We start from the raw sequence: 26997 nt of genomic DNA, 5'->3' as shown, positions 1-26997 counted from the left end.
TCAATGAGCAATAGCTACATGGTAAAAAAACTTAATGAGGTAATTAAGTCATTAAATGAGCGTGAATTATCTGAGGTAATTGATTTTGCTGAATATCTTAAAGAAAAGAAGAAAAAGGAACTTTTAAAAAGATTCGATGAATGGGAAAAAACACTTGATTTAGAAGAAATTGATATAGATGAAGAAAAAATGTTAGAGCAATTGCATGAGGATGAGAAAGATTATGTAACACTTGAGGAAACGAAGAGAATACTGGGGATAGAAGACAATGAAGTTTGAGTACAGAATTATCGTAAATAAGAAAGTATTAAAAGAATTAGAAAAACATGATAGAAAAACTGTCGAGAGAGTTATTAAAGCTATAGAAAAATTACCGTTTGAAGGTGATGTTAAAAAATTAAAAACTTCTAAAAAAGAAAAATTATACAGACTAAGGGTAGGAGATTATAGGATAATTTTCGAAGTTGATAATGAAAATTTTGTAATTAAAGTAAAAGATTTCGATTCAAGAGGGGATGTGTACAAATAATAAAGGAGCAAGGTTACTCTTGCTCCTTTAAATATTGTAAGGTATCCTTTTTCTCCCCTCAAAATAATAAAGCCTCTTTATACCGAATTCTTTTACATAGTTATAGGCTTTTTCAAATTCATATCCCACATGTTCAGGGTAGTGAGCATCGGAATTTACTACAACAGGGATATTGTATTTCTTAATCATCGCCATTATCTCTTTTGAAGGATAAATTTCTCCAACAGGTTTTCTCAATCCCGCAGTTGAAACCTCAATCACTATGCCAGTCTTAGAAATTTCTTCAATATTTCTTTCTATCTTTTCAAAAACTTTATAATTGGGTCTAAATCCAAAAATTTTCACGAGGTCAATGTGCCCTATTATGTCAAAAAGTCCTGTCTTGGCCATTTTTTCAATTATATTAAAATACTCCAGGTATACTTCATCAACATTTCTTCTGTGCCATTCCTCTATTGATTCTTCAAGGTCTATTCCCCAATCGTCAATCCAGTGAACAGAGCCTATTATAAAGTCCCACAGGTAAAGAGTTAGGAAATCCCTTATTTCTTTTTCCTTTCCCGGAAAATAATCGGCTTCAATTCCCAGCTTAACTGGAAGACCCATTTGTTTTGCTTCTTTGATAAGTTCCACGTAATCTTCAATACTTTGGTCCATGTAAGTTTTTATCCACTCTGTTCTGAATCCATCGCTTTTGTAAGCCTCAAAACCTTCTTTAAACCTGTGACCGTGTTCAGAGATACCTATTTCTTTTAAACCTCTTTTTAACCCTTGATTTACAAATTCTTTGAGCCACTCAATAGTAAATGGGCCATTTTCTATATGTACATGGTAATCTGCTGGCATAAAACCACATCCTTTCTCACATCTTTAGTGCCATTATAATATTTTGAAAAAAGGAAATCAATTTGTGGTATAATAAAATAAATCGATCTCCTCTTTACTTTTCTACTCAAATCCTATATAATGAGAAAGTATGTATGGGTTATGAGGTGTTTTTCAATGGAAAGAAGTAAAGTTTTAAAACAGAAAAGCACACTAAGAATTTTTTATTAAAGGGGTACAAGTCTCTATTTTTCTCAAAAATAGAGATTTTTTTATGTGTTAAAAGAGCTAAAAAATTATTATCAAAAAACGATATACTCATCAAGAGGTGAAAAAAGATGGCAAAGTATATTTTTGTAACAGGAGGAGTAGTCTCCTCTTTAGGTAAAGGCATAACTGCTGCATCATTGGGAAGGCTACTAAAAAGCCGCGGGCTTTCTGTTGCTATGCAGAAATTTGACCCGTATATAAACATAGACCCTGGGACAATGAGCCCTTATCAGCATGGAGAAGTATTTGTAACAGAGGACGGAGCAGAAACGGACCTGGATTTGGGGCATTATGAAAGATTCATAGATGTAAATCTGACTAAAAACAGCAATGTCACTGCGGGCAAAATATACTGGTCTGTTATCACAAAAGAAAGAAAAGGAGATTATCTCGGCGCTACTGTTCAGGTAATACCCCACATTACTGATGAAATAAAAGAAAGAGTGTACAGAGTAGCAAAAGAAAAAAATGTAGATGTGGTTATAACAGAAATTGGTGGAACAGTAGGAGACATAGAAAGCCTTCCTTTCTTGGAGGCAATAAGGCAGGTGGCTATTGAACAGGGAAGAGAAAATGTTATGTTCATTCACGTAACGCTTGTTCCACATCTGGGCAACACAGGTGAACTGAAAACAAAGCCTACACAGCACAGCGTAAAAGAATTAAGGTCCATAGGTATTCAGCCGGACATGATAGTCTGTAGAACTGAGCTTCCACTTCCTCAGGAATTGAGAGAAAAAATTGCTCTATTCTGCAATGTAAGTGTAGAAGCGGTCATTGAGAATAGAGATGTAGAATCGATCTATCAAGTTCCTCTGGAACTTGAAAGGCAGAAAGTAGACGAATATGTGATAAAAAGGCTGAATTTACCCCTTGGGCAGTCTGATTTAAAAGAGTGGAGAGAATACGTTGAAAAAGAGAAAAATCCTGAACATCAGGTAGAGGTAGCACTTGTAGGCAAATATGTCGACCTACATGATGCCTATATAAGCGTTGTAGAAGCTTTAAAACATGCAGGGGTTTATCACAAAACAGCTGTCAACATCCGATGGGTTAATGCAGAAAAAGTAAATGACAAAACAGTTGATGAACTTTTAAAAGGTGCAGATGGAATACTTGTTCCCGGCGGCTTTGGCGACAGAGGAATAGAAGGAAAGATAAGGGCAATTCAGTACGCAAGGGAAAATAAGATTCCCTATCTGGGGCTGTGTCTTGGAATGCAGTGTGCGGTCATAGAATTTGCGAGAAATGTGGCAGGGCTTAAAGGGGCCAATTCCACCGAATTTGACCCCAATACCCCTCATCCAGTAATTGACCTCATGCCCGAACAAAAAGACATAGATGAAAAAGGCGGCACAATGAGACTGGGAGTATACCCTTGTAAAGTCATTGAAGGAACAAAGGCATATGAAGTATACAAAGATGAGCTAGTTTATGAAAGGCACAGGCACAGGTATGAATTTAACAACCAGTACAGAGAGCTTTTAACCTCAAAAGGGCTTGTAATCTCAGGCCTTTCTCCAGATGAGAGGCTTGTTGAAATAATAGAGTTAAAAGACCATCCTTATTTTGTAGCAACCCAATTTCATCCAGAATTCAAATCAAGACCTTTAAACCCACACCCTCTTTTCAGAGATTTTGTAAAGGCAATGCTTAACTTAAAAATAAATAATGCAGAGTAAAGGCTGGACTCCCCAGCCTTTAAATTTTCTTTGAATAATAAAGTTAAAAACGATATAATACATTTAGAGATTAATTTTAAGATTAATCTATGAGGTGGTGTAAATGGAAAAAGTTATTGGAATAGACAAATTAAGACCCAAATTAGGGGAATATTTAAAAGAAGTCGAAAAAGGAGATGTAATAATTGTTTCTTCTCGATCTGAGCCAAAAGGAGTGTTAATTAGTTATTCTATGTACAATCAATTAAAGGAGTTTGAAAAAAAAGCAAAACAGCTGGAAATCATGCAAATCTTAAATGAATTTAGAGATAAAGCAGAAAAAGCAGGACTGTCTGAAGAGGACGTAGAAAAAGAGATAAAGGAAGTAAAAAAATGAGAGCAGTAATTGATACGAATGTATTAATTTCCGGTATTATCAGTAAAAAAAGCTATCCTGCAAAAATAATTAATTACTGGATTTTGAATAAATTTGACCCTGTAGTAAGCCCAGAAATTGTAGAAGAATACGCAGAAGTTTTAACAAGGGATAAATTTTCTGACCTAGGGACTGTTTCAATGCGCCTTGATTTTTTAAATAAACTCCTTTCTCTTGATTGGGTTTTACTCATTTATCCAAAAGAAAGATTTAACATAATAGAGGAAGATCCGAAGGACAATATTTTTCTAGAATGTGCTTTTGAAAGTAGATGCGACTTTGTAGTCTCAGGAGACCACCATTTGCTCCAGTTGGAGCAGTATGAGAATATCAAAATAATACCAGCTGAGGAATTTATAAATTTGCTCCCATAATGTAGAATTTTTTTAGTTTTTGTAACCATATTGTAATGCTTTTGAAATAAAGCTGTAACATAAGTGGTCTACAATGGAAGCAGAAGAAAAAACAAAAGAGGAGGGGAGTAATTGAGGAAGAAGCTAAAATATTTTTTTGGATTTATTCTGGGGAGCTTTTTTCTAATCCACAGCGTAGCTTCTGCGTATGGTGCTGAAGTGTACAATGTCAATGGCAAAAATGTCTACTACAATTACCCACCCATAACAATCGTGATAAATGGCGAAAAACAAAATCCACCCATGAAGCCTCTCATGTTTGACGACAGAGTATTTGTTCCTGTGAGATTTGTATCAGAAAAGATGGGTGCCAAAGTTGATTATGACAATACAAAAGTCACAATTACCTACATGGGAGACAAAATTACCCTCTACTTTTACAAAGACACGGCATATATAAATGATAAGGTAGTCAAACTAGATTCCTCAGTGAAATTAATAAATTACGGTTATACATATGTACCTTTGAGATTTATTGGAGAGGCTTTAAGAAATGACGTCAATTGGGATGGAAAGACAAAAACTGTATATATAACTTCAAAAGAGCAAAAAATTTCAATGGACGTGGTAGTAAATGGAGATAGAGTGAATGTGCGGACGGGTCCTGATACAAAGTATGACGTCATAACAACAGTAAGCAAAGGGGAAGTACTGAAAGCCTTAGCAAAATTAGGAGATTGGTATAAAGTTCAATTAAAAGACAATAAAGCGGGCTGGATTGCGGGGTGGCTGGTAATTCCAAAAGACCAGGCGCAGCAGTCTTCTCAGAATCACTCCAAAGAAGAAAATAGTCCTAATACCACTTCTTCACAGCAGAAGGATGCTTCTTTGCCCAAATATTACACTGTTGAAGATATAAAATTTAACAAACAAGGCGATTTGAAACAGGTAGTCATTTCTACAAATTCTTCGGCTTACAAAGTGACAAAAGACTCAGCTAAAAGCGCTATTCTTGTAAATTTTGACAACACGGTTTTGAAAGAAAGTTTTCCAGCAATGGCACTTGATGATGATGTAGTAAGAGGTATTATCCCAAGCCAGGTATCATCTACAGCTGTTCAAATAGCAATTACACTTAATAAAGATGCCAATTACGATTTAGTAACGCAAAATGGCAAATTGATAATAAACATAATTCCAAGTGTACAAAATGTTCAAAACCCTTTTCCACCTGCTGATACTCCAAAGCTTTCTCTACCGCCTCTGATGGTGAGTGGAAGCGTAGTAAACATAAGGACTGGTCCTGGAACTCAGTACGATATTATAACACAGGTAAATAGAGGAGAAATTTTAGAAGCATTAAATAAATCAGGAGACTGGTATAACGTTCGCCTTAAAGACGGTACAGTAGGTTGGATTTCAGCTCTGTACGTTACGGTTTACGATAAAGCGGAAAAGAAAGATTACGTCGCAGGAGCAGACAGGCGTACAGGTACCACACCTTCAAGAGGTGATATAGGTCAGGCTCTTTCTACATTGCCTTATGCTGGAAAAGGCGTGTGGTACAGCATATACACTACTCCACCTACAGCGTCAGATATAAGCCTTTTTGCGGCTTCTAACATAACTCACATTTATCTTGAAGTTGCAACGTCCATATCAGGATTTCCTGATAAGTGGAAGGCATGGCTTGATACTGTGCTTCCAGCAGCTCACAGAGCAGGCATAAAAGTTATAGCTTGGCTTTACACTGACCTAAAAAATCCCTCTTATGACGCTGACCTGACAGTACAGGTAGCGACATACGTTACCCCCAGCGGCCATACAGTGGATGCTGTTGCCGCAGATATTGAAGAATTGCCTCAAAAAGACCCAGTAAAAGCTGCTCAGATAGTTGAGGACTATGCGAAAAAAGTGAAAAGTAAACTACCTTCAAATGTATCTTTTATAGCAATCACTTTCCCGCCTCAGTACAGGCCAAGTTATCCTTATGCCACAATGGCAAAATACTTTGACGCAATAGCTCTTATGGACTACTGGAACATATCGAACAAAACTTACACATATGATGATGCAAAAAGCTTTGTAATGGACTCTGTAAATATTGTAAGGACATTGGCTGGAGATGATGTTCACATAGAAGTGATATTGCAGGGCTATCCGGAAAAGGGATTGAGCCTTCCAACTTTGGAAGAATTAAGAGGAGGAATTGACGGAGCAAGAGAAGCAAATGCAATAGGATATTCTGTCTACAAATGGAACACTCTCACTGATGAACACAAAAACTTATTTGCAAATTATTAAGGAGTAGCTTTTTGGCTACTCCTTAAATAATTTTATCCAGCAATACTGCTAACTCTTCTCTAGTCAATGTCTTTTCAGGTGATTTAAACATATTTTTATCAAGACTATTTAAATCAAAAAACTTCTTTATCACATCAACTGCTTCTTCCCAGGTGACAGGTTTTTGAGGCCTAAAAGTATTGTCCTCATATCCCTTCATAATTTCGTTATCCACTACATTTACTACAGCTTTGTAATACCACGCATTTTTAGGCACATCTTTAAAATACACTTCTCTTTCTAAAACTTTTTTCTCCTTCAAAAAGATTTTATTTATCAAAGAAGCAAATTCTGCCCTTGTGACAGGTTTCTCAGGTTTAAAAGACCCGTCTTCATACCCCGCAAAAATTCCCTTCACTATTGCGCTTAAAATATCTTTTTCAAACTGTCTTCCTTTAATATCCCAAAAAGGGACAAAGTTTATGCCGTAACTTAATTTATTAATTTTTTCCACTATATCCTGGCCTGTATCAGAATCCCGAACAGTGATTCTTTTAAGCCTCATTATGTTATCCCCGTAATAATTTACTCCTTCCTGTATTCCAAATGCCATCTCAAAGCCCACTTTTCTCGCTATTTCATCGCTTATCTTATTTCCTCTTGACTTTGTCAGTTCAAAACCCAAAAGGCTTGGGAATACAGGTATTGACAAAAAATGGGCGTGAAATTTGTCACTACATTACTTTCTCATGCTAATTAATTCCATGCCTTCCTCATATGTAATGAAATTTTTTGGTGCTTTTATTTTCATCACCTTCAATATGTCCTCAGCTTCCTCCTCCATCTTTTGTTTAATTAAATATTTCTTCCCATTTATCTCTATCTCCACAAAATTCATTGAACCTATCGCTTCTTTTATTCTATCACTGCTTAATTCTTTCCCCTTAGACCTCAGGCTGTATTCTAAAGTTCTTTCCAGTAAAAATGCTAAATAGCACACAACAAAATGCCCTCTTATCCTTTTTTCCGTCCAGTGAAATATTGGTCTTACCTCCAGACAACTTTTCATTACTCTGAAAGACTGCTCTATCTTCCATAAATCATGATATGCATTCAAAACTTCTGTCACACTCATTTCTTTCTTGCTGGTCTGAATTGCATAAAAACCGTCAAATTTCTCATCTCTCTTTATTGCTTCTTCATCCAGTACATATTCTTCTGATTCGGAAATGCGTCTTAAATATTTCCTTCCGCCTCTCTTTTCTGCTGCCCTTACATTGCCGGGCTTTTCTAAAAGTTCTTTTGCTTTTTCTACTAGCCTTTGCCTGTCTTCTTTATCTTTTTTGGCCCTCTTGCTTGAATAGGTTATTATTAGATTCTCAGGTATCTTGAATATTTCCCCTTCTCCCGTTTTGATAATATTCTCTCTTTCTATGACCTTGAATCTAAACTCTTCACCAAATATTTCTCTGTCAAATCTCCACTTTTTCTCCTCAAGAACTTGATACCCCTCTTCATCAAATACTCTATCTAAAATCTCTTTACTCATGTTTTTCAGTCTGCTTGCCACAATGTAGTCGTATCCCGCTTCTTTTATCAGCTTTAAATTAAGTTTACTGTTAAGGCCTTTGTCCGCAACTATTATTACCTGGTCTATGCAAAATTTATCTTTCAGTTTCCTCAAAATTTCTATCATGGTCTTGCTGTCAACAGTATCTCCTGGAAACAGTTCATATCCAACTGGTCTTCCTTCTTTATCTACAAGCATGCCCATTACCACTTGTACCTCATTTACCTTGTTATCCTTGCTAAATCCAAAATCCCTTAAGTTATCTTGCTTAATGCTTTCAAAGTAAAATGTTGTCACATCATAAAAAACAACATCAACTACCATGTTAAATAAATCTCTATTCTTGTGATAAAGATATAGCTCCAAATCCTCTTTTATCTGGGCCAGAATATCTAATCCCCTGTACAGCTGATTTAAATCAATATCTTCTTCAAATCTAAAGTATCTGTTTTTGCGGTAATACGTCTGAAGTTTGCTTACTGGTTGAATTAATCTTTGTACTGTCATCAAAAACGTCACTTTATCAATGTCAAACTTTATCCTGGAATTTTGAGAAATATACTGTTTGAGGAATTTATCTATTTCAAGCTCTTCCCAAAGTTTTCTATACACAATATATCCCCAGTTTTTAATAATCCCTTCTGAAACATCTTCTGGAAAAAGCTTGATGGGACCTGTTTCTTCACTGGAGCTTAAAAATATTTTTTGCAATTTATCTACAAGATTAATGAAAGAGGGATCATTTTTGAGTTCATCAATTCTACCGAGATTAAGCAAGACTTTTTGCTTTATTTTACCATTTTCGCGATAATTATGGACAATTTTGGCATACTCATAGCCACCAGCTTTAGTTATTTTGAGAAACATATGGCATCACCTTTATGTTAGTTTATTACATTATACTACAAAAAGTGAATATAGTCAAGTATTATGGCAATAATTAGGAGTAAAATTGTCCCTACAGTTTTGAAAAATTTTTTAACCCTAAAAACAAAAAACCCTTGAAAATCAAGGGTTTGATATTTTTTACCAGCCTAAAAATGGCCTCCAACTGACAAAGTCGAGAAAAGGGACAAAGTTTATGCCGTAACTTAATTTATTAATTTTTTCCACTATATCCTGGCCTGTATCAGAATCCCGAACAGTGATTCTTTTAAGCCTCATTATGTTATCCCCGTAATAATTTACTCCTTCCTGTATTCCAAATGCCATCTCAAAGCCCACTTTTCTCGCTATTTCATCGCTTATCTTATTTCCTGCTCCAAAAGGATATGTCAGGCATATTGGTGCTCTTCCTATCTTTTCTTTAATTATCTTTCTTGAGCGCAAAAAGTCTGTATAAAGCCTTTGTCTATATTCTTCCATCGTTTCAAGATGTCCATTTATTATCACAGGTCCCATCACCATAGGAATTTTCTTAAAACCATTTGATCTGTAGCCGTGAAGGTCATAAGTATGGCTTTCAATCTCTATAACTCCACTATCTGACATTTCTTTCGCCTGTTCCCATGTAAAATGGGGAACAGATACACTTGGCTTTTGTTTATTTACCTCATCTGGCACATAACTTACTATGATGTTTATAGCTGCTTTCATACCCAGCTTTTTAAGTACAGGATAAGCATAAGTATAATTACTCAAGTACCCGTCGTCAAAAGTTATTACAATAGGCTTTGGAGGCAAAGGCTTATTATAAAGCACAAAATCTCTTAACTCCTCTAAAGTTATAGTATGATATCCCGCTGCTTTTAAATAAAGCATTTGCTTTTCAAATCTTTCAGGGTCAACTATCACTCCTCCGTATTTTTTTGAATCAAAAGTCCCTTCCTTTTGAAGGTGATGGTACATCAAAACGGGTACAAAAGGCCTGTTTGACTGGGTTTTTAGCTCTATTGTTGGTACTGATACTCCAAAAACCAATGCAACTGCTACTACAAAAAAAATTAACCTTTTCCTCATACTCTTCAACCTCTCCACAAATTTATCACCAATATATCACAAGATTATCACAAATATGTTACAGAAATGTTAAAAAAACATTAAATTAAACTAAAAAAGAAGGAAAAATTAACTAAACAACGAATAATATATTATCAGTACCATCTGTTGACGAGGAAATAAAAATGTTAAACCAATATTACAGAAATATTACAAATTGGTAACAATTATTGACTCGCAGTAGAGGGGGATGATATAATATAATCAGGTTGCGTATCCAGTAGCGTACCAATATCTCTAAAATGTACTTACATAGGTAAAAATTTTTGAAAGGCGCAAGCCTTTCAAAAACAAAAATAAAAAACTCTTTCAAAATTAAAGTACAAGGAGGAGGATTAACTGTATGAAGCGCCTCAAAAAGTTAATAGCGTTCGTGGTAAGCTTCGCATTGGTGTTTGGCGCTATGGCAGTAGGCTTTGCAGCAACAACGCCGTTCACCGATGTGAAGGATGATGCGCCTTACGCATCAGCGGTGGCTCGACTGGTGGCTCTTGATATTACAAAGGGTGTTGGGGATGGCAAATTTGGAGTAGACCAACCAGTTACAAGAGCCCAAATGGTAACATTCGTCAACAGAATGCTGGGCTATGAAGGCTTGGCAGAAATGGCAAAAGCAGAAAAATCAGTATTCAAGGATGTACCACAAAACCACTGGGCAGTAGGACACATCAACCTTGCATATCAGATGGGTATCGCTAAAGGTGTAGGCGATGGCAAATTCGATCCAAATGGGCGGTTGACCTACGCACAGGCGTTAGCATTCGTACTGAGAGCATTAGGATATCAAGACCTCTCATGGCCCTATGGAGTACTTGCAAAAGCTCAGGACATAGGTTTGACAGCAGGAATCAATCTTGCTTATAACCAAGTAATGCTCCGCGGAGACCTTGCATTGGTGCTTGACAGAGCACTTCAGACACCGATGGTAAAATATGTAGATGGTAAAGAGACACAGGGAGATAAACTCATATCAAAGGTAGCAAACGTTACAAAATACTTAGTAGTAGCAACACCTGATGTAGATAGTAATGTAGCAGCAGGTAAAGTACAGGTTAAAGGCATAAAGGAAGTAAAAGATGGAGTAATTACATTTGCTGATGCTACCACTATAAATGCCGGCAATATAGATTTCAACAAATACCTTGGCAAAGTAGTTGAAGTATATACTGTAAAGAGCACAGGAGAACCTGTATTTGTAGATGTAACGGCTACACCAGAGAAATCTTTCACAGCAAAGAGGTTTGAGGTAGTTAATACGGTTGTCTACAATGATAACAAGAAAGTAGTAGAAATTCCTAGCCCTACAGAGGTAACTGTAATTTACAATGGAGGAAAGACGACATTAGATCAAGTATTAGCTAAAGCAAAAGTAGAAGATGGTGCAAGTGTAACAATATTAGCTCCAGATAATAAGACATACAATTATATGATCGTAAATGATTCATTCAAGTATCAGAATGTACGCGTTACAGCAGATGTAAAAGCTGGAGACAAGTTTATCAATGCAAATAGCAGTCTGAGAATAGCTGGAGATCCAGTAAAGACTGTCATTGTAAAAGGTTCTGTTGACAAAGTAACAGATATAAAAGCTAATGACATAATTTACTATGGCACTACGGTAGATGGCTCCAAAGTGACAATACTGGTTGTAAGAGATAAAGTGGAAGGGAAAGTGACAACGGTTATTGATGATGGCGCAAAGGTTGTAATCAACGATAAGACATATACAGTAAAGGGATATGCTGAGAACAAAACTCCTGCAGTAGGCGATGAAGGTGTATTTGTACTTGATAAAGATGGTAACATTGTATATGCTATATTAAAAGTTTCCGCAGCAGCTGAAAATTACGCTATAGCGCTTGCAGCTGAAGCATATGGTCCGCTAACAGGTGGAAAAGTTGAACTTCTTACAGCTGAAGGCAAAAAGATATTAGATGCTAAGTATGATGCAGCAGTAGCAGCAGAGACTTATGCGAGGAACAAAGATTTAGTAACATATACAGTAAAAGACAATAAAGTAGACAGTGTGAAAAGGGTAGAGTACACGTTCCTGGTTCTAACAATGTAACTTATGATCCAACTAACAAAGTATTAGGAGGAAGCCTCTATCTTAGTGATAGTACATTAATATTCAATTTGAAAGACAACTCTGTAGTAAAAGTTGGCGACATTACAGTTAAATCTCTAAATGTTGTTGGAGCTATTAAAGGAGACTACAACTATCTGAAAGTACTAGTCATCAATAGCGATATAACAACAAAACCAGAAAGTGACGTAAAATCAGTTGTATATGGTTATGTAACAGACTACGTGAAGTATACAGTTGCTGATAACAAGACATACTATAAGATCACTGCACTAGCAAATGGTGGAGAAGTAACATACACCTCTGATAAAGATGTAATTACAACTGCTCCAGAAAAAGGAAAAATATATGTATTTAAACTTGATGCAAATGGAGTAATTATTAAAGATTTAGAAGTAGTTCAAGTTAAAGATACTGGCAAAGTAGTTGATTATTCAACCTATGGTATAAAGATTGAATTAGCAGATAGTACCCGAGCAGAATATGCATTAGATAATAACGTAACAGTTGTATCAAAAGATGGTAAACTTGCTGGATTAGGAGATTTAGCTAAAGGCACAACAACAGTAGAACTCTATGTAAACAGTGTAGGTAAAGTAGTAATAATTAAGATAACCAACTAACACAAATAAAAAAAGAGTCCTCCTCCTTGGAGGACTCTTTTTTTATTATGATAAATAGTATTTTGCTCAAAGTTCAACATAACTCAAAAATCTGTATAATTAACAAAAGACTTGGGAAGGAGGTTATACAAAAAAGGCTCTTTGTCAATAGTTGGGGTGGGTATTTTTTCTGAATGCCCACCTAAGCCGTATGCAAGTCTTTTTAGTACTTTAATTTTATTGTTATAGCCTTCTGTTACAGAATTGGTGTAAGGAAACATTAGCATTTGTTATTTCTTCAAACCAACGGTTAAATACCTGTATGCATCTTTTAAATTCATCAATTTTGCTTTCTTTAGTTAATTGCATCCATCTTTTTAGTTCTATTTTTGCTTCCTTTGAATTTTTGCATTTTAACACTCTATTACTAAATTCTTCTTTTAAAAAGTGTACCATTCTTAAATCGGCACTGTGCCAAAACATTATTTCCAGCTTTTCTTTTTGTTCGGGCGTTAAGGTATCATATTTTGCAAGAAGTAGCTTACGGCTTCTTTTGAAATATCTCCTTTTATCTCTTGCTAGCTCTTTTTGCACTCTTTTCCTTACATTTTCTACCGCCCAATATACGTACCTTTAAATTCATCTATACTGATAACTTCAGGCAATATCTTATAATCAGCTTCCACTCCTACTGTATCTAAAAGTCTCATCACTGTCGTGATTGATACCCCTGTAACTTCAGATATATCTTTCATGCTTTGTTGTTTTTTAGTTGTTGTAGTATGTAAATAGATAATCTGTTGGTCATTCTATGGTAACGTGGTAAATAGTCTATATGTTCATAGAATTTCTTGCCACAGTGTTTACAAACATATCTCCTCTTTTTTAGTACTATCACTGTTGGTTTCCCGAATAATGGTACATCTTTTATTCTTTGTACTCTATAATCATGAATCTTAGATGTTATTTCCCCGCACCTTGGACAAATATGTGGTTTCTGTTTCATCTTAATATGTAGCTCTATTCTGTTGTCATTCTCTATTATATCTTCCCAAATTATATCTTCAGATTTTAAGAAATTTGTGATATAATTACCTTGCACTTATTCTGATGCCTCCTTTTGTTGGGTTGTTTTTAACCACTTCTATTATAGCAGGCATTCAGAATAAGTGCTCTCTTTTTTATAGATTTCTTTTCCACCACCCCAACATTTATTATAGAACCTGAAAAAAATATACCAGGGTTTGAGAATGTAACACTTGCCGGTACTGCACCGGAATTATATGTGAGAGAGACAAGGCATATAAAGGGATATTATACTCTTTCTATAACTGATGTGGTGTTTAATAGGGATTTCGAAGATAGGATAGCGATAGGTTCATATCCTGTAGATATCCAAGCTACTTCTCCAGATGATTATGGTTATGTTTATGGCAAACCAGTTCAATATGCCATACCTTTTAGGTGCATTGTGCCACAAAAGGTGGAAAATCTTTTAGTAGTGGGAAGGTCTGCCTCTTACAGCCACCTTGCAGCAGGTTCAGCCCGTACTATACCTATTGGTATGGCTGAAGGTGATGCTGCCGGTGTAGCAGCAGTGTACTCCATGACGAAAAATAAATCTTATAAAGAAATAATGGCCAATATGAAATACATAAAAAACATCCAATCCATACTTGTGAGTCAAGGAGCTTATTTAAAGCCATTTAAGGTAGAAAATCCTGCAGAAAGACACTGGTCTTTTGAAGGATTAAAATTGGTGTTAACTTGGGGGCTTGTTGTACCAGGTTATACAAACGACTATAAATTTGATCAGGATATTTCTAGCATTTCTTTCTATTATTTAATCTCAAATCTTGTAAAACGAGCTATACCTGAAAAGGCTGATATTGTGGTAGAGAATGCTTCTGATTTACAGAAGTTTATTGTAAAAGAACCTATAACAAAAGAGGATGCAGCAGAAATACTTTTGACCTACGGAGGGTATGAAAACGAAATAGCTACAAATAAAGGTAAATTATTTGAGTTAGCTCATCAAAGGGGGTTAATTTCTGATAAAGCATATCAGCATATGAAAAATAAAAAATTTGTAACATGGGCAGATGCTTATGATATGTCATTGACGTTGTATAGAAAGTTGAAGTAGAAAATTAAATATATTTTTTTATTTAGGCATATGCTTATTTTGGATTTATTGTTGCGGATCTGAATTCTAAAATAGCATATGCCGTATTTGTTTTATAGGAGCCAAATAGCATTTTGCTGTAAGGATATAAAGGGAACGAAATAACCATGAAAATTTTTATTTTTTTTAAGAAAATTTAGGAGGATTTTTAAAAGTGATGTAGAATATATATATTACGAAAGAAACTTATTTATTTTAAATTAGTAAGTCAAACATGAAAATATGGTTTATATAGTGATGCTACTGCAAGATAGGTATAAGAACAAAGAATAAATAACTAAACAAAAGAAAATTATATGATAGAAAGGGGTTCCTATGGCTTTTAATAGTAAGATATCAAAAGAATTAAATAAAGAATTAATTCTATCCTGTATAAAAAAAGAAGGATTGATTTCTAAAGTTGAAATTTCAAGAATAACAGGAATTAGCTTGCCATCAGTATCCAAAATAGTAGATGAATTGGTAGAAGAAGGCAGAATAATAGAATTTGGAGTTGGAGATTCATCAGGTGGTCGAAGACCTGTTTTATATAAGTTTAATGGTAATTTTAGGTATTTCGCTGTAATAATTATCAAAAAAGTTTATATGAGTATTTATTTGATAAATTTGGACGGTGATGTTATTGGTGAAGATAAAATTGCTATAGAAGGTGCTGATGATGACGATGTAGTATTTTCTATAACTAGTGGAATAAGTCGTACATTGAGCAACTATAACATTTTCATTGGCAAGCTTTCAAATATTTGCATCGCCGCACCAGGGTATTTTGATTATGAGAAGAACAAATTTTTGATAAATGGGATACCAGTTATAAAGGCTATTGATTTACATGAAAAATTGAGCAAGAAGTTTCCAAATGTTGAAATTAAATTTGTAAGTGATATTCATATGACGGCTCTTGGGGAATGGACAAGAATAAAGAATAGATCTGAAAAGAAAAGGATTGTTGTAATAGATATTGATAGGGATTTGAGAGAGAATGCCTGTTTTGCAATTATAGATAATGGGAATATTTTGAAACCGGGTAGAGGATATTTAGGAAGAATTGAGAAAGATATGATAGATATGGCTGACATTACTGCATTAAAAAAGAATGGATATGAGGAAGTAGGGAAGTTAATTAATGATGCTAAAGCGAAAAAAGCAAAAGCTATAAATTTATTAACAAACTTATTAGATTTTTTGGCACAAACAATAAAACATATACTACATTATGTAGATCCAGATTCCATAATTTTTCATGGTTATATAGCACATCAAAGTTTAATAGAGGCTGTTAAAGTCAAACTGCAAGAAGAGAATTTAGCGTGTGATATTCAGAAATCTTTACTTAATGAAAAAGCGACATTATATGGATGTATAGAAGAAATTCTGTCGAATTTATTTAGTCAGGATGAAAAATTTGGGAAAATTTATAATGTAGATTTTTACAAATAAAGTTATAGATAAGGGTGGTTTTCAGATTTTACCAGTTCATCATTCATTCAGTCCAGAAATGGGGAATGCTTGGGCATTAACTCAATGGATGATTATAGGGCCATCGGATGAAAATTCTCCATCTCCTGACGGTGTAGCACCGCTTTTTTCACGTTATTTGAGACCACGATATGATGTAGAGGTTAGATTTAATAATGGTATATGGGAACAATTGCCAGTATTAAGCAAAAAGAAGCAAAAACTGGTTCAGATGGTATATTTATAGATAACATAATATTGGCAAGGGGAGAGAATATTATACAGGCAAGAACTGTGGGGCCTGCAGGAAGAGTAAGTGAGTTTTCCGCAGAAAGAAAAGTGATTCTTGAAAATGTTCCTCAACCTCCAATTTTAGATATTCCAAAGTTGCCTACTAAATATCCAATTATAAATGTCTCAGGGAGAGCTGAACCTGGCTCAATTATTACTTTAACGATATACAATGAAAATACTGCTGAAACAACAAAAGTAGCTGATATAAGAGCTGCGGCGGGGAATTCAACTAGGGTGCCTCAGACCGGCGAGTATGCATTTTATGTTGAAAGTGGCAATTAAATTTCAATGTTTATAAGGATTTTAATGAAATAATAGACATTTTGGATTTATTTGCTTTTTCAAAGGGATTCCTATTTATAATTTTCTTTGCTGAAAATACTGGAAAACAAATAAAACAAGGGAATCCCTTTGGAAATAAATATGGAATCCCTCAATCAGTATGAGTTTTGAGGGATCCGGAAAAACTCAATAAAAATTTAAGGAGGGTTTTTATGAGTGTCCAAGGTATTTTAATCATTTTAGTGTTTGTCTTCTTTGCATACTTAATGGTTACGCAAAAAATGCCTGCGCTTTTAGCACTACCATCAATGGCTATTGTTATTGCTATAATAGCTGGGATGCCTTTAAATTACATTTTTTCCAACATAATTGGAGCTGGCGCTGTAAGACTTCAGGGTGCTATGGCCGCTGCAATATTTGGCGCAATATTGGCGCAAATAATAAACAAAACGGGAATTTCTGATAATATTGTGAGAACTGCTGCTGAGTTAGGAGGAGATAGACCAATTGCTGTTGCATTAGCTATAACTTTTGCAGTTGCTTTAATATTTACTTCTCTTGGTGGATTAGGTTCTGTTATAATGGTAGGAACTATTGTTTTACCTATTTTAATGTCGGTAGGAATCGAACCAGTTATTGCTGCTTCATTGTTGCTCATGGGGTTAAATTTAGGAGGTTTATTTAATGTTATGAACTATGCTTTTTACCAAAGTGCTTTAAACCTTGATATGGCAACGATAAAAAGTTTTGCATTAGCTTTTGGAATAATTGCAGCAGTTGTTCTTCTATTGTTTATATTTATCAATGTACCGAAAAAGAAGACTGTTGCTGCTTGGGCGATGTCCACAGAAACCCATGAGGAAAAGCCTCGTGTTTCTTGGTATGCTCTTTTGACACCAATCATACCCGTTTTACTGCTTTTTATATGGCCATTAATCTTTAAAGATGCAGAAGGTAAACCAATTCAGATAGATATCATATCAGCAATGTTAATAGGTATTCTTTATGGTATTTTGACAACGAAACCTCGTGAAATAAAAAATCTACTTACAAGCTCAATTATTGAGGGAATAAAAGATGTCGCACCTGCGCTGGGTTTGATGATAGGGATTGGTATGCTTTTACTTGCTGTTATGGATAAAACAACTGCAGCACTAATTTCTCCAATTATTTCCAAAATCTTACCAACTTCGAAAATTGGATATGTATTATTTTTTATTATATTATCACCACTAGCACTTTACAGAGGACCTTTAAACTTATGGGGACTGGGGAGTGGTGTCGCTGCTCTCATGATTTCAGCGGGTACATTACCCCCTCAGGCTATTATGGGTGCATTGATTGCTACAGGCAATATTCAAGGGGTGTGCGACCCTACTAATACTCATAACGTTTGGACTGCATACTTTACAAATACGGATACAACGACCATTTTGAAGAAGACATTACCATATATGTTAATTGTTGTATTATTAGATATTATATACGTAGCGCTTTTTAAATGGTAAAAAGAAGTAAAGGGGAGGGGGGTTATTCCCCCCTTTTATAGGATAATATAACTATAAATTTTTTGAGGAGGGCAGATACAGTGCTAAAGATAGCGTATATTCCGCTTGACAACAGACCATGCAATTATGATTTTATATTAAAAGCAGCTAAAATCAAGGGAATAGATATTATTACACCGACAGAAGAAAAGCTGGGTAAATTTACTACTCATGGGGATGTAGAATATATAAGAAAGTGGTTGATGAACCTCCGTAATGTGGATTATCTTATTTTATCTATAGATATGTTAGCCTATGGTGGTTTAATCGCAAGTAGAGAAATGGAGTTAAATGTTGATCCGTATGGGTTTGCAGAATCTATTAGAGAGTTTAAAAAGAATAATAGTAATTGCAAGGTATATGCCTTTAATATAATTATGAGAACATCTATAAGTGTGAAAGACGAAAAAACATATGAATACTGGAAACTGATTAATGAATATTCTTTCCTAGCTTATAATGAACACGAAAATTTTAGTAGAATAAAAGAGCTCGAAAAGATAATTCCTAAGTCTATTCTTGATGGTTATTTAAAAGCCAGAAGACGCAATAATGAAGTTAATAATATCTCAATCGATTTGGTAAATGAGGGAGCAATAGATTTTTTGGTTTTAGGTCAAGAAGATTGTGATAAAATAGGAATTCACCTTTTAGAGCAGGAAAGACTGCTTACAAAAATAAGAGAATTAGGTCTTGAAGAAAAGATAATGATGATGCCAGGTGCTGACGAGTTTGGTCAGATTTTATTTGTAAGGGTATTAAATGATATTTCAAGAATGAAAATTGGGAGGTTAGTGTATGATAATGATCGTCTAAAATATGTAATAGCACAATACGAAAACATACCAATTTATGAAACTTTAGATTTGCATATCAAAGCCGCTGGTTTTGATATAAATGAAGTAAATGATCAGATAATTTTATATGTAATAACGCCTAAAATATTTGATGACATTATTTGGATTGATGATGACCATTATAAATATCTTGAAGGTGTTAAAGCTAAAGATGTTTATATAAATGATGAAGAACTAGATGCCTATATAAAAGATCACAAAATTATAATATTTGATTTATGTCATGCCAATGGAGGCTGGAAAGAGCTCATTTATTTTCTTTCGGAAAACGACCTATTACATGAGATATATGGATATACAGCCTGGAATACGGCTTCTAATAGCATTGGGACGGCACTCTTATTTTATGCCTTGTTATATGAAGAGAATAAGGACAGTAAATTATTTCTTGAATTTCTTATAGAAAGGTTTTATGATGACTTTTTATACCAAAGCATAGTTCGCCCAAAAATAAATAAAATTTTACAAAAGGAAGGAGAAAATATCCATTTATTTAGAGAGTTTAAATACAATTATAATATGATATTATGTGAACTTATGAAAAAACATGATGAGATTATTAAAAAATCAATATTAAATAAACCTATTAAGATTTTAGAAAATTTGCAAATAAAAGATTATCACATTGAATGCTCTTTTCCATGGAATAGGACATTTGAAATAAAAGTGGATGTTAAAGTTCAAATATAAATTTTTCTAGAGGGGTGATATTATTATGAGATTGATTGAAAGGTTAAAAAGCAATAAAATGACACTTATTGTAAGCCTTCCTCAAAATACTTTAGAACTTGCTTTGGCTGCAGTCAATGGTGGTGCCGATGCAATTAAAGTCCATACAAATGTTTTTCATAGAGCAAGTGGCAATAGGTTTCCAAGACTAGTAGAACAAGTAGATATCCTAGAGGAAATTGTAAGAAAAGTCAAGATACCTGTAGGCATTGTGCCAGGGGGAGATGAATCTTGTATTGAAAAAGAAGAAATTAAAATATTAAAGGATATTGGTTTTGATTTTCTATCGATGTTTGTTCACCACATGCCTTTATACATATATAAATCGGGATTTACAATCATGTCTACAATAACTCGGGATTATACAATTGACGAAATAAAAACGTTAAATTATTTGAATGTTGATGTAATCGAAGCAGATATGTTGCCAGATGATAAAAAAGATATTATTCATTTAGCTGATTTAATGAGGTATAGAAAAATAATTGAATCTGTTAATAAACCTGTGGTTGTACCTACTCAAAGGGTTATCTTGCCGGAAGAAGTGGAAGACCTTCATAATATTGGTGTTAGAGGTTTTATGATTGGTGCTATAGTTACAGGTAATAGTCCAAATCAATTAGAAAGAGTTACAAGTGAATATAGAAAAGCTATCGACAGGCTTTAATGTGATTTTTAGAAGGAGGAGATAATATTGAAGGTAAGAATCGGGATAGATGTTGGAGGAACATTTACAGATGCAGTTGCTATAGATAATGACACTTATGAATTGATAGGGACAATAAAGGTACCGACGACACATACAGCGAAAGAGGGTGTTGCAAAAGGCATTGTAGAAGCCCTTATGAAACTCATGGAAGAACACAATATAAATCCAGAAGATGTTCTATTTATAGCCCATGGTACAACACAGGCAACAAATGCCTTATTAGAGGGTGATGTTGTTCCTGTTGGTATTATAGCTGCAGGGAAAGGTCTTGAAGGTATTAAAGTAAAAAGCGATACAAATATACAAGATATAGAACTTGCACCAGGCAAGATATTAAAAATTGCAAGTCAATATATTGAATTAGATGAGGAATTTGAAAAAAAGGTAGAAATGAAAATTGAAGAATTCAAAAATCAAGAGATAGGGGCGATTGTTGCAGCTCAGGCCTTTTCAGTTGATGATCCCACTATTGAAAATAAAATAGTTGAAATAGCAGAGCAAAAAGGACTTCCAGCGACGGCAACGCATGAAATAACAAAGCTATATGGATTAAAGATAAGGACAAGGACTGCAGCAATAAACGCATGTATACTTCCCAAAATGATAGAGACAGCAAACATGACAGAAGATAGCGTAAAAAAATCTGGCATAAAAGCACCTCTCATGATAATGAGAGGCGATGGAGGAGTAATGAATATAGCGGAAGTGAGAAAAAGACCGATATTAACTCTTCTTTCAGGCCCTGCTGCAGGTGTAGCAGGTGCTCTTATGTACGAAAAAGTGTCTGACGGCATATTCCTTGAAGTTGGTGGAACAAGTACAGACATTTCTGCAATAAAGGCAGGCAAAGTAATGGTAAACTATGCAGAAATTGGTGGGCATAAAACATATCTTAACTCCCTTGACGTAAGAACGGTAGGAATAGCAGGGGGAAGTATGATAAGACTGGGTGACAAAGACATAGAAGACGTTGGACCGAGAAGCGCCCACATTGCAGGTTTACCATATGCAGTTTACAGCGATCCTGAAGAAATAATAGAACCTGAAATAGTATATATAAAACCAAAAAAGAACGATCCTGATAATTATGTTGCAATCAAAAGCAAAAATGGGAAAATATTTGCGGTAACTGTATCCTGCGCGGCAAACGTATTAGGATATGTAAAACCAGAAGATTACGCCTATGGTAATCAAGAGGCTGCAAGAAAGGCCTTAGAACCAATTGCCAAAAAACTCAATAAAACAGTTGAAGAAGTAGCTGAGAGGATAATGAATATTGCCAGCATGAAAGTGGCAAAAGTTGTTGAACAACTTCTTAATGATTACAAACTTGACAAAGATACGACAATACTTGTAGGTGGAGGAGGAGGAAGTGCTTCAATAGTTCCCTATGTTGCAAAAATTATGGGTATGCACCATAGAATAGCCAAAAACGCTCAGGTAATCTCTACAATAGGAGTAGCCCTTGCGATGGTAAGAGAAATAGTAGAGCGCACAATACAAAACCCCACTGAAAAAGATATATTGTCAATAAGAAATGAGGCAAAAGAAGCAGTAATAAAATCAGGGGCATTAGAAGAAACGGTAGAAATATACGTAGAAATAGACTCACAAAAAAATATAGTAAGAGCAATTGCTACAGGAGCTACAGAATTACGTTCCAAAGATATACTAAACAAAAACTTAGGAGAAGAAGAAATAAAGAAAATAGCAGCTCAAGCAATGAAGCTAGAATCGATAAAAAACCTTCAAATAATCGATAAAACAGGTTCAATGTATATCATAAAAGGCATAGAATACAGAAAGAGATTCTTTGGGCTATTATCACAAAAGCAGGAAAGAGTAGTAGTAATAAACAAAGAAGGGGTTATAAGACTTCACAAAAATAACGGCAAAGTATATAGAACAACCATTAAAACCTTTGAAAATGATTTAAACAAAGCATTAGAGCAAAACATATTTTATGGCGATGGCGGAGCTGAAATCCCTGATTGCTTTATCATACTGCCAAATAGAATAGTAGACCTATCAGGACTTATCGACAAAGAACAAATAATTTCACTGGCAAAAGTAGAAATAAGTGGCTTATCTGATAATGACCGAATACTCATATTATTAAGCAAAAGGTGATGGAATGGTACCCTCTGTATTTCTTGATAAACAACAATTAATTTCACAAGAATTAGAGTTTGATATTTATTATAACAGAATATCCCAACATAATCTTGATGATATATTAGAAATGGCATGGAGTAGAGGAATCAGAGAAGCGAAAAGAATAAAACACAAAAATATAAAGCAGTTAATACGCGAAGAAAACATAATTGTAGAAACTGATGAAAAAACTTACAATCTCAACTATATTATTTTTAGCAGTTATGAAAGCAAAGAAAAAAAGATTACCATTTACAAAAAAAATATACAAAACATATTTATTCCTTCTATACCTGACGAATATGTACTTTGGAGAAATTACGAAAAAGTTATAGATTTGTTTCTGACCCATGAATATTTTCACCATTTAGAAGCGAACTATATTGGAGTGACAAGTGAAATAAAAAAAATACAAATAAAAATTGGTCCTTTTATCGTAAAAAGAAAATTAAGGTCTTTAAGTGAAATAGCGGCTCATGCTTTCGTAAAGGAATTTTATGATATATGGTAGGTGATGATAGTGAAATTATATGACGTAGTGGTTGTAGGGGGCGGAGTATCTGGAACAGTTGCAGCAATAGCATCTGCAAGAAATGGAGCCCAAACTCTATTAATTGAACGATATGGATTTCCCGGCGGTTCACTTACAAATATGGGTGTTGGGCCCATAATGACTTTTCATGCGGGAGACAGACAGGTGGTAAGGGGGATACCACAAGAAATAGTAGATAATCTTGTAAAAATAGGGGGAAGTCCTGGCCACGTAATAGATACAACTGGATTTGTAAGTACTGTAACACCCTTCGATGTAGAAATGATGAAATATGTTTTGGAGAAGATGCTAATAAATAGTGGTGTAGAAATACTGTATCACAGTTTTTTATCGAGCGTTGAGATGGATGGAAGCAAGATAAAATCAATTAAAATTGTGAATAAATCAGGGGAAATGACTATAAAAAGCAAAATTTATATAGATTCAACAGGAGATGCAGACCTTGCAGTAAGATGTGGTGTCGATTATTTATTAGGACGACCCAAGGATAACTTGACACAACCAATGACAATGAATGTAAGAATTGGTAATGTAGATATACAAAAGATAAAAGAATACATGATAAATAATCCAACAGAATTTAGAATGGTAGATAAAGAAAAAATCATAAAAGCAAAAAGACTATCAGTAAACGGCTTTTATTCTATACTAAAAGAAGCAAGAAAAAAAGGAGAAATAAATTTTGAAAGAGACATGGTGTTATTTTTTGAAACAAATACACCAGGTGAAGTTATAGTAAACATGACAAGGGTACAAAGGCTAAATGGTACAGATATAAAAGATTTAACCAAAGGTGAAATAATCGGAAGGAATCAAGCCATTGAGTTGTTTAACTTTATGAAAAAAAGAATACCTGGTTTTGAAAATAGTATATTGATTTCAACAGGTCCGCAAATAGGAGTGAGAGAAACCAGGAAAATAATTGGTGAATACATATTAACAGCTGAAGACCTTGTTTCAAACAAGCGCTTTGATGACTGCATTGCAAAAGGGGGTTATCCTGTTGATATACATTCACCGGAGGGTGAGGGCGTTGTTTACATGAAACTTAAAAAGGGTAGTGATTACGATATACCTTATAGAAGTTTGTATAGTAAAAAAGTAGATAATTTACTTGTGTCAGGTAGATGCATATCATCAACGCATGAAGCAAATGCAGCAATAAGAGTTTCACCAATTGCTATGGCAACGGGTCAAGCTGCAGGTACGGCAGCAGCTATAGCAGCAAAAGAGAATGCAAAAGTTTCGAATGTTGATGTAAAAGTATTAAGAAACGTTCTGTTAGAACAGGGAGCTTATATATAAGGAAGACTATTATTAACAACGAGGCACCCTGTTTTATTTTTTTATCCATTGACAAATCAAAATCGGTATTATATAATCAAAATTAAGCAAAATCATTCATATTTGAGCGGGCTAAATTGAATGGATGTGAATGAATATGGGTGTATCTGATAGGATGTTTGGAGAGGAAAGGCGCTTAAAGATTGCAGAGATTATAAGTAAGGATAAAAGTATCAGTGTTTCTGAGCTTAGCAAACTCTTTAATGTTTCTGAGTCTACAATAAGAAGAGATTTGCATGTGCTGGAGGAAAAGGGTTTCATACAGAGGACTCACGGTGGAGCTATTTTAAAGACTGGAACTCACTATGAGCCAGCCTTTTTTGAAAAGGAAGAGGTGGAGCTTGAGGCAAAGAGAAAGATAGGTAGAATTGCTGCATCTCTCATTGAAGAAGGGGATACTATTCTTTTGGATTCAGGTACTACTACTCTGGAAATTGCGAGAAATTTAAAAAATATGAGGCTTACTGTTGTCACCAATTCTCCTTTAATTGCAATTGAGCTTTCAAAGTATGAAGATATTGAATTAATCGTCACAGGCGGCATACAGAGGTGGAGGACTAAAGCTTTAGTTGGCCCTATTGCAGAGATGGTAATAAGGCAGTTTAAAGTGGATAAGGCCTTTATTGGGACGAATGCCATATCTTTTGAGGATGGACTTATGACTCCTGATTTGATTGAGGCAAATACTAAAAAGACGATGATAGAGGTAGCAAGCGAAGTATATGTAGTGGCAGACCACACTAAGTTTGGCAAAAAATCTTTTGTAAAATTTGCAGATCTAAAAGACATTACGGCAATAATAACTGATGATGAGATAGATTATGAGGTTGTGAAAAAGTATGAACAGGCAAATGTAGAGATACTAAATTTTGAAAGGGATGAAGATGATGATAACAACAGTGACAGCAAATCCAGCAATTGATAGGACAGTGATTGTCGAAAATTTAAGGCTTGGCAGTGTCAATAGGGTGATTCGTTCAAGAGTTGACGCTGGAGGAAAGGGGATAAATGTAGCCAAAAACTTAAAAAATCTTGGGGATGAGGTAATTACCTTGGGCTTTTTAGGTCCCAATGCCCAGTATATAATTGATTGCCTTGAAGAGGAAGGAATAAAGAGTGATTTTGTGAAGATAAAAAATGATACGAGGACTAATATAAAGATTTCCGATATTTCAAGAGGAGAAGTGACTGATTTAAATGAGTATGGTCCTGAGGTAAGTGAAGAAGAGATAGAGCTTCTTAAGGAAAGCATATTTAGATATGCAGAAAAATCTAAAGTACTTGTACTGTCGGGGAGCCTACCACTGGGAGTGCCTAAAACTTTTTATAAAGAGATAATTAAAGAAGTAAAAAATAAGGATTTAAAAATTATTCTTGATGCTGACAATCAAGCTCTTTTTTACGGCATAGAAGAAAGACCTTTCATGATAAAGCCTAATTTGCATGAATTAGAGGATATAGTGGGAAGAAAACTTGAGACTTTAGAAGAAATTATTGAGGAAGGGAAAAAGTTAAACAAAAAAGGTATAGAAATAGTTGCAATTTCTATGGGGAAAGAGGGAAGCGTTGTTATAACTGATGATGCTGTATTTAGAGTGAAACCTCTAAAAGTTGAAGTGAAAGGAACTGTTGGGGCAGGGGATGCATACGTTGCAGGCTTTGCCCATGGGATATATAGAGGACTTTCTCTTGAGGAGACAATAAAAATAGCTGCAGCGTTGTCAACTTCTGTGGTCATGAAAGAGGGTACAGGAGCGGGTACTATTGAAGAAGTAAATGCATTAAAAGACAAAATTGAGATTGAGAGGATAGAAAGGTGAGGGAAATGGAGATAAAAGATGTGCTTAATGAAAAGATGATGGTTTTTGATTTGAAAGCGAAAACAAAGGAGGAAGTCCTAGAAGAGTTAGTGAAAATTTTAAAGGAAAATGATGTGGTAGATGATGAAAAAGGTTTTTTAGAGGTTGTTAAGAAAAGAGAAGAGGAATTTTCTACAGGAATAGGCTATGGAGTAGCAATACCTCACGGAAAGAGTAGTCTTGTGAAAAAGCCTTCAATCGTGTTTGGCAAATCCCAAAATGGGATTGATTATAATTCAATGGATGGTAAGCCCGCTCATCTTTTTTTCCTAATTGCTGTACCAGACAATTCAAATGAGCTACACCTAAAAGTTTTGGCTGATCTTTCAAGGGCTTTGATGCATAAGGAGGTGAGGGAAGCGCTGGAGAAGGCTTCTACACCGGAGGAAGTTATAAGAGCTTTTGAAAATTAAACT

General features: G+C 34.8%; 28 protein-coding genes. 20 read left to right on the top strand and 8 right to left on the bottom strand.

All coding sequences use genetic code 11. The features are described from left to right. Positions 1 to 3: 3 nt before the first annotated feature. Both TTE_RS12480 and TTE_RS12475 read left to right on the top strand, forming a co-directional pair. Positions 4 to 279: a hypothetical protein gene (locus tag TTE_RS12480; RefSeq protein ID WP_011026607.1), complete on the top strand. Its 276-nt coding sequence runs from the start codon at positions 4 to 6 to the stop codon at positions 277 to 279. Further along, positions 269 to 529: a type II toxin-antitoxin system RelE family toxin gene (locus TTE_RS12475; RefSeq protein ID WP_011026606.1), complete on the top strand. Its 261-nt coding sequence runs from the start codon at positions 269 to 271 to the stop codon at positions 527 to 529. The genes TTE_RS12480 and TTE_RS12475 overlap by 11 nt, the downstream gene beginning before the upstream one ends. A 27-nt stretch (positions 530 to 556) precedes the next feature. Here TTE_RS12475 and TTE_RS12470 read toward each other — a convergent pair whose 3' ends face one another. Continuing rightward, on the bottom strand, positions 557 to 1375 hold the full coding sequence (locus tag TTE_RS12470) for a histidinol-phosphatase (protein WP_011026605.1): 819 nt from the start codon (positions 1373 to 1375) through the stop codon (positions 557 to 559). A 317-nt stretch (positions 1376 to 1692) separates the two neighbouring features. Between TTE_RS12470 and TTE_RS12465 the strand changes: the two genes are divergently transcribed. From TTE_RS12465 to TTE_RS12450, 4 genes are all read left to right on the top strand, one after another. Further along, the gene (locus TTE_RS12465) at positions 1693 to 3306 is read left to right on the top strand and encodes a CTP synthase (protein ID WP_011026604.1); all 1614 of its coding nucleotides are present in this window, start codon (positions 1693 to 1695) and stop codon (positions 3304 to 3306) included. Between the two features lie 103 nt (positions 3307 to 3409). Then, complete coding sequence (locus TTE_RS12460) at positions 3410 to 3682, top strand: type II toxin-antitoxin system Phd/YefM family antitoxin (RefSeq protein ID WP_011026603.1); 273 nt, start codon at positions 3410 to 3412, stop codon at positions 3680 to 3682. Then, positions 3679 to 4095: a putative toxin-antitoxin system toxin component, PIN family gene (locus TTE_RS12455; protein ID WP_011026602.1), complete on the top strand. Its 417-nt coding sequence runs from the start codon at positions 3679 to 3681 to the stop codon at positions 4093 to 4095. The genes TTE_RS12460 and TTE_RS12455 overlap by 4 nt, the downstream gene beginning before the upstream one ends. A 111-nt stretch (positions 4096 to 4206) precedes the next feature. Next, entirely contained in the window at positions 4207 to 6378 is a 2172-nt protein-coding gene (locus TTE_RS12450) for a stalk domain-containing protein (RefSeq protein ID WP_011026601.1), read from the top strand. A 22-nt stretch (positions 6379 to 6400) separates the two neighbouring features. Here the strand turns inward: TTE_RS12450 and TTE_RS12445 are convergent, their stop codons facing one another. The 3 genes from TTE_RS12445 to TTE_RS12435 form a co-directional block, all read right to left on the bottom strand. Then, the gene (locus TTE_RS12445) at positions 6401 to 7069 is read right to left on the bottom strand and encodes an S-layer homology domain-containing protein (protein WP_011026600.1); all 669 of its coding nucleotides are present in this window, start codon (positions 7067 to 7069) and stop codon (positions 6401 to 6403) included. A gap of 27 nt (positions 7070 to 7096) precedes the next feature. Beyond that, positions 7097 to 8794, bottom strand: coding sequence for an IS1634 family transposase (locus TTE_RS12440; RefSeq protein WP_011025469.1), 1698 nt, complete (start codon positions 8792 to 8794; stop codon positions 7097 to 7099). Between the two features lie 159 nt (positions 8795 to 8953). Then, positions 8954 to 9886, bottom strand: coding sequence for a polysaccharide deacetylase family protein (locus TTE_RS12435; protein ID WP_041587382.1), 933 nt, complete (start codon positions 9884 to 9886; stop codon positions 8954 to 8956). 382 nt (positions 9887 to 10268) lie between these two features. On the opposite strand from TTE_RS12435, the gene TTE_RS12430 reads away from it, so the two are divergent. Then, entirely contained in the window at positions 10269 to 11993 is a 1725-nt protein-coding gene (locus TTE_RS12430; RefSeq protein ID WP_102008951.1) for an S-layer homology domain-containing protein, read from the top strand. Positions 11994 to 12061: 68 nt separating this feature from the next. Next, complete coding sequence (locus tag TTE_RS14370; protein ID WP_102008950.1) at positions 12062 to 12634, top strand: hypothetical protein; 573 nt, start codon at positions 12062 to 12064, stop codon at positions 12632 to 12634. An 83-nt stretch (positions 12635 to 12717) separates the two neighbouring features. Here TTE_RS14370 and TTE_RS14525 read toward each other — a convergent pair whose 3' ends face one another. Genes TTE_RS14525 through TTE_RS14355 form a run of 4 tightly spaced genes read right to left on the bottom strand, consistent with a single transcriptional unit; the run spans position 12718 to position 13619 of the window. Continuing rightward, positions 12718 to 12894, bottom strand: coding sequence for a transposase (locus TTE_RS14525; RefSeq protein WP_259082548.1), 177 nt, complete (start codon positions 12892 to 12894; stop codon positions 12718 to 12720). Next, positions 12857 to 13207 (bottom strand): transposase, encoded by a 351-nt coding sequence (locus TTE_RS14365; RefSeq protein WP_259082431.1) that lies wholly within the window; start codon positions 13205 to 13207, stop codon positions 12857 to 12859. Before TTE_RS14365 ends, TTE_RS14525 begins: the two co-directional genes overlap by 38 nt. A gap of 17 nt (positions 13208 to 13224) precedes the next feature. Continuing rightward, entirely contained in the window at positions 13225 to 13368 is a 144-nt protein-coding gene (locus TTE_RS14360; protein ID WP_226990140.1) for a hypothetical protein, read from the bottom strand. Further along, a complete protein-coding gene (locus TTE_RS14355) occupies positions 13365 to 13619 on the bottom strand; it encodes a transposase family protein (protein ID WP_226990206.1) in 255 nt (84 codons plus the stop codon). Before TTE_RS14355 ends, TTE_RS14360 begins: the two co-directional genes overlap by 4 nt. A gap of 279 nt (positions 13620 to 13898) precedes the next feature. On the opposite strand from TTE_RS14355, the gene TTE_RS12420 reads away from it, so the two are divergent. The 12 genes from TTE_RS12420 to TTE_RS12365 all read left to right on the top strand — a co-directional run bounded on the left by TTE_RS12420 (position 13899) and on the right by TTE_RS12365 (position 26994). Continuing rightward, positions 13899 to 14759, top strand: a complete 861-nt coding sequence (locus TTE_RS12420; RefSeq protein ID WP_011026598.1) for an FAD-dependent oxidoreductase — start codon at positions 13899 to 13901, stop codon at positions 14757 to 14759. 354 nt (positions 14760 to 15113) lie between these two features. Beyond that, complete coding sequence (locus TTE_RS12415) at positions 15114 to 16235, top strand: ROK family transcriptional regulator (RefSeq protein WP_011026597.1); 1122 nt, start codon at positions 15114 to 15116, stop codon at positions 16233 to 16235. 201 nt (positions 16236 to 16436) lie between these two features. Continuing rightward, positions 16437 to 16829 (top strand): hypothetical protein, encoded by a 393-nt coding sequence (locus TTE_RS13620; protein ID WP_041587240.1) that lies wholly within the window; start codon positions 16437 to 16439, stop codon positions 16827 to 16829. A 212-nt stretch (positions 16830 to 17041) separates the two neighbouring features. Continuing rightward, positions 17042 to 18337 (top strand): transporter, encoded by a 1296-nt coding sequence (locus TTE_RS12405; RefSeq protein ID WP_041587239.1) that lies wholly within the window; start codon positions 17042 to 17044, stop codon positions 18335 to 18337. 80 nt (positions 18338 to 18417) lie between these two features. After that, the gene (locus TTE_RS12400) at positions 18418 to 19923 is read left to right on the top strand and encodes a DUF4127 family protein (RefSeq protein ID WP_193328912.1); all 1506 of its coding nucleotides are present in this window, start codon (positions 18418 to 18420) and stop codon (positions 19921 to 19923) included. Positions 19924 to 19948: 25 nt separating this feature from the next. Continuing rightward, the gene (locus TTE_RS12395; protein ID WP_011026592.1) at positions 19949 to 20629 is read left to right on the top strand and encodes a hypothetical protein; all 681 of its coding nucleotides are present in this window, start codon (positions 19949 to 19951) and stop codon (positions 20627 to 20629) included. Positions 20630 to 20653: 24 nt separating this feature from the next. Beyond that, positions 20654 to 22801 (top strand): hydantoinase/oxoprolinase family protein, encoded by a 2148-nt coding sequence (locus TTE_RS12390; protein WP_193328926.1) that lies wholly within the window; start codon positions 20654 to 20656, stop codon positions 22799 to 22801. 4 nt (positions 22802 to 22805) lie between these two features. Further along, on the top strand, positions 22806 to 23336 hold the full coding sequence (locus tag TTE_RS12385; protein ID WP_009610522.1) for a hypothetical protein: 531 nt from the start codon (positions 22806 to 22808) through the stop codon (positions 23334 to 23336). A 9-nt stretch (positions 23337 to 23345) separates the two neighbouring features. Continuing rightward, the gene (locus TTE_RS12380; protein ID WP_041587238.1) at positions 23346 to 24683 is read left to right on the top strand and encodes an FAD-dependent oxidoreductase; all 1338 of its coding nucleotides are present in this window, start codon (positions 23346 to 23348) and stop codon (positions 24681 to 24683) included. Positions 24684 to 24813: 130 nt separating this feature from the next. Next, complete coding sequence (locus TTE_RS12375) at positions 24814 to 25644, top strand: DeoR/GlpR family DNA-binding transcription regulator (protein WP_041587237.1); 831 nt, start codon at positions 24814 to 24816, stop codon at positions 25642 to 25644. Next, complete coding sequence (gene pfkB, locus TTE_RS12370; RefSeq protein WP_041587236.1) at positions 25610 to 26542, top strand: 1-phosphofructokinase; 933 nt, start codon at positions 25610 to 25612, stop codon at positions 26540 to 26542. The genes TTE_RS12375 and pfkB overlap by 35 nt, the downstream gene beginning before the upstream one ends. Positions 26543 to 26547: 5 nt before the next feature. Next, positions 26548 to 26994 carry a PTS sugar transporter subunit IIA gene (locus TTE_RS12365; RefSeq protein ID WP_031314292.1) on the top strand — a complete coding sequence of 149 codons (447 nt, stop codon included), beginning with the start codon at positions 26548 to 26550 and terminating at the stop codon, positions 26992 to 26994. Positions 26995 to 26997: the final 3 nt, after the last annotated feature.

The sequence above is a fragment of the Caldanaerobacter subterraneus subsp. tengcongensis MB4 genome, from assembly GCF_000007085.1.
GTDB classification, from domain to species: domain Bacteria; phylum Bacillota; class Thermoanaerobacteria; order Thermoanaerobacterales; family Thermoanaerobacteraceae; genus Thermoanaerobacter; species Thermoanaerobacter subterraneus.
The sequence above is the reverse complement of the archived record's forward strand: the minus strand, read 5'-3'. Positions and strand labels throughout refer to the sequence as shown.

Coding starts and splice junctions, on each gene's coding strand:
- TTE_RS14360 (WP_226990140.1), bottom strand. CDS start 13,368: ATGAAAGATATATCTGAAGTTACAGGGGTATCAATCACGACAGTGATG.
- TTE_RS12460 (WP_011026603.1), top strand. CDS start 3,410: ATGGAAAAAGTTATTGGAATAGACAAATTAAGACCCAAATTAGGGGAA.
- TTE_RS12365 (WP_031314292.1), top strand. CDS start 26,548: ATGGAGATAAAAGATGTGCTTAATGAAAAGATGATGGTTTTTGATTTG.
- TTE_RS12395 (WP_011026592.1), top strand. CDS start 19,949: ATGAGATTGATTGAAAGGTTAAAAAGCAATAAAATGACACTTATTGTA.
- TTE_RS12470 (WP_011026605.1), bottom strand. CDS start 1,375: ATGCCAGCAGATTACCATGTACATATAGAAAATGGCCCATTTACTATT.
- TTE_RS12480 (WP_011026607.1), top strand. CDS start 4: ATGAGCAATAGCTACATGGTAAAAAAACTTAATGAGGTAATTAAGTCA.
- TTE_RS12465 (WP_011026604.1), top strand. CDS start 1,693: ATGGCAAAGTATATTTTTGTAACAGGAGGAGTAGTCTCCTCTTTAGGT.
- TTE_RS13620 (WP_041587240.1), top strand. CDS start 16,437: ATGGGAACAATTGCCAGTATTAAGCAAAAAGAAGCAAAAACTGGTTCA.
- TTE_RS12405 (WP_041587239.1), top strand. CDS start 17,042: ATGAGTGTCCAAGGTATTTTAATCATTTTAGTGTTTGTCTTCTTTGCA.
- TTE_RS12455 (WP_011026602.1), top strand. CDS start 3,679: ATGAGAGCAGTAATTGATACGAATGTATTAATTTCCGGTATTATCAGT.
- TTE_RS12475 (WP_011026606.1), top strand. CDS start 269: ATGAAGTTTGAGTACAGAATTATCGTAAATAAGAAAGTATTAAAAGAA.
- TTE_RS12375 (WP_041587237.1), top strand. CDS start 24,814: ATGAATATGGGTGTATCTGATAGGATGTTTGGAGAGGAAAGGCGCTTA.
- TTE_RS14355 (WP_226990206.1), bottom strand. CDS start 13,619: ATGAAACAGAAACCACATATTTGTCCAAGGTGCGGGGAAATAACATCT.
- TTE_RS12430 (WP_102008951.1), top strand. CDS start 10,269: ATGAAGCGCCTCAAAAAGTTAATAGCGTTCGTGGTAAGCTTCGCATTG.
- TTE_RS12440 (WP_011025469.1), bottom strand. CDS start 8,794: ATGTTTCTCAAAATAACTAAAGCTGGTGGCTATGAGTATGCCAAAATT.
- TTE_RS12435 (WP_041587382.1), bottom strand. CDS start 9,886: ATGAGGAAAAGGTTAATTTTTTTTGTAGTAGCAGTTGCATTGGTTTTT.
- pfkB (WP_041587236.1), top strand. CDS start 25,610: ATGATAACAACAGTGACAGCAAATCCAGCAATTGATAGGACAGTGATT.
- TTE_RS12415 (WP_011026597.1), top strand. CDS start 15,114: ATGGCTTTTAATAGTAAGATATCAAAAGAATTAAATAAAGAATTAATT.
- TTE_RS14525 (WP_259082548.1), bottom strand. CDS start 12,894: ATGTTTCCTTACACCAATTCTGTAACAGAAGGCTATAACAATAAAATT.
- TTE_RS12385 (WP_009610522.1), top strand. CDS start 22,806: ATGGTACCCTCTGTATTTCTTGATAAACAACAATTAATTTCACAAGAA.